This window comes from Psychroserpens sp. XS_ASV72, assembly GCF_041224425.1.
GTDB lineage: Bacteria > Bacteroidota > Bacteroidia > Flavobacteriales > Flavobacteriaceae > Psychroserpens.
The window spans coordinates 1-2166 of the sequence record NZ_JBGFGL010000049.1; the positions used below are offsets into that span (position 1 = coordinate 1).

3 protein-coding genes are annotated in these 2166 nt (G+C 33.3%); all 3 read right to left on the reverse strand.

Annotation, left to right across the window (positions count from 1 at the left end):
• Positions 1–326: 326 nt before the first annotated feature.
• Entirely contained in the window at positions 327–1208 is an 882-nt protein-coding gene (locus AB9K26_RS00630) for a hypothetical protein (RefSeq protein WP_369970615.1), read from the reverse strand.
• A 230-nt stretch (positions 1209–1438) separates the two neighbouring features.
• Complete coding sequence (locus AB9K26_RS00635; RefSeq protein ID WP_369970616.1) at positions 1439–1726, reverse strand: type II toxin-antitoxin system RelE/ParE family toxin; 288 nt, start codon at positions 1724–1726, stop codon at positions 1439–1441.
• A complete protein-coding gene (locus AB9K26_RS00640; RefSeq protein WP_369970617.1) occupies positions 1719–1958 on the reverse strand; it encodes a type II toxin-antitoxin system ParD family antitoxin in 240 nt (79 codons plus the stop codon). The genes AB9K26_RS00635 and AB9K26_RS00640 overlap by 8 nt, the downstream gene beginning before the upstream one ends.
• Positions 1959–2166 lie beyond the last annotated feature (208 nt).

The following is a 2166-nucleotide window of genomic DNA, read 5'->3' on the forward strand; positions in this document are numbered from 1 at the left end:
TTTCGTAATCGAAATTCAAAAACCAATTTAAAATCTTTCCAACTAATACAAATCCAATCAAGAATTTGAATACTAGTAACGATTTATTTTTTAAAAATGTGAGCATTTCTTGAATATTATTGCCAACGTGTTCGTGTATGGTTTGTGCGGATTGAGCCGAAGCTGTTTTTAGCTTCGGATGAGCCGCTTGCGGCGAAAAATCCGCTGGAGGAAAACAGCAAGGCTTTGGCTTGTAAGTTTTCCGATTGTTTTAATGTTTTTTAAAAGTAGGAATTTTTCTTTTAGTTAACCAACATAGCATTAACTATACACGTTGTTAGGCAACGTTATTTTGTTTTAATCGGAATCGACAATTCAATATTTGTTCCTACAGCTTTTTTGTCAGCAGTTTTGGTAGGAATAAATTTAGGTAGTGATTCTATTATTTTTTTAATTTCTTTTCTCGCTTGGTTTCCACCTGGAATAGAGTTCAAGGTTTCCACGTTAGTAACATATCCAGTTTTCGCAATGTTTACCTTATACTTTAGGATTCCGTCTTCTTTTGGTGGTTTGATATTTGCAGTTTTCAATTTTTCAATAACATAGGAATAAATAGATTTCATTGTACATTCAGTTATTTTATCCTTATCTGCTTCATTTTCACAACCGACATATGATAAAGGTTGAACAAGTGATTCAGCTTCTTCTTTGTTCGGTAAGCAAATTCCTTTAATCCCTTGTTTGCTTGTTATAGCCACAAGTCCCAATCCTTTTTTGTAATAACGTTTTTCTTTAGTGCCATTTGAGTATTTGTTTTCAACTACAATTAGGTTTTCATAGTTACAATAAGGCGTCTCAAAACTTCCGTCAATTTCGGCAACTTTTCCAGTCTCCCATTTGATACCTTTTTGAGGTTTTGCAATTAAAAGTATCTGGTCTGTTTTCTTAACCTCGTTATACATAAAAATTGTGTCATTTTGATTTCTCAACAATAGGTCATATACGGTTCCATTTCTAAAATCTTGCTCATATTTGAAATATTCTTTTCCGTCGATTTCTATTTTTTCAGTTACTTTTTCCACATAAAATGCATTTCCCCAAGTGATATGTTTTTCAAATCCGATTTGAAGTGGAAAATAGCTTTCTCCGAAACTTTTGTCGCAAAATTCGCTTTGTCCGAAAATCAAAATTGGTAGAATTGCTAATAATAAAAATATTGTTCTTTTCATTCGTTGATTTGGTTTTAATGTTGCCTAACGTGTTCGTGTAAGGTTTGTTGCGGATTGAGCCGAAGCTGTTTTGGCTTCGGATGAGCCGCTTGCGGCGAAAAATCCGCTGGAGGAAAACAGCAAGGCTCTGACTTGCGAGTTTTCCGATTTTTTAAAGATATGAATTTGTGAGAATATTTCCTTCTATTACAAACCAAGCCATAAACTTTACACGGTGTTGGCAACTGTATTTACAGAATATTATCTAAATCCTGTCTGCCGATAATAGTCATGATTTCAACAACATCTTCATTTATTCTGTAGTAAATACTATCAGATCCGCAAACACATCTTCTATATCCTTTCTTAATAAAGTCAACTGACTCAAATGAATATGGCCTTTGTGCAATGATCTCGAAATATTCGAAAAAGGAATTGAAATATTTGTCAGCTTGGTCAATTCCGAACTTTCTAATTCCGTAATGATGAATTCTAATTAAATCTTCTTTCGCAGTATTGCTAATTCTGAAATCAGCCATTTAGCAATTCCTTTGACTGTTTAAGGATGTCTTCTTTAGTATCAGAAGTAAATCCACTGTTTTCGGCTTTTTCCAATTTTGCTTTTATCCAATCGATCTGGACTTGTTGTTTTCTAGCTTGTCTAATCAAATCGTTGACCAATTCACTTTTGCTGGAATATTCATTGCTGTTGACTTGGTTCTTTAACCATTCGTCATTTGGTTTAGTGAAAGAAATACTTTGCCTTGCCATAATAATTGTTTTGATGTAAAAATACACCAAATATGAATCAAAAGCAAATAATTCCAAATATTGTTGCCAACGGTTTAGTGTATGATTTGTGCGAATGAGAATCCGTATGATTTTCAGTCGTGGTAAATCAGTTTGTTAAATATAAGGTTTTTCCAATAACGAAAATGTGAGCATTAATTATACACATTGTTACCTACTGTAACGCAGC

Excerpts from the sequence above, each read along its gene's own strand:
- AB9K26_RS00630 (WP_369970615.1), bottom strand. The coding sequence starts at position 1,208 with ATGAAAAGAACAATATTTTTATTATTAGCAATTCTACCAATTTTGATT.
- AB9K26_RS00635 (WP_369970616.1), bottom strand. The coding sequence starts at position 1,726 with ATGGCTGATTTCAGAATTAGCAATACTGCGAAAGAAGATTTAATTAGA.
- AB9K26_RS00640 (WP_369970617.1), bottom strand. The coding sequence starts at position 1,958 with ATGGCAAGGCAAAGTATTTCTTTCACTAAACCAAATGACGAATGGTTA.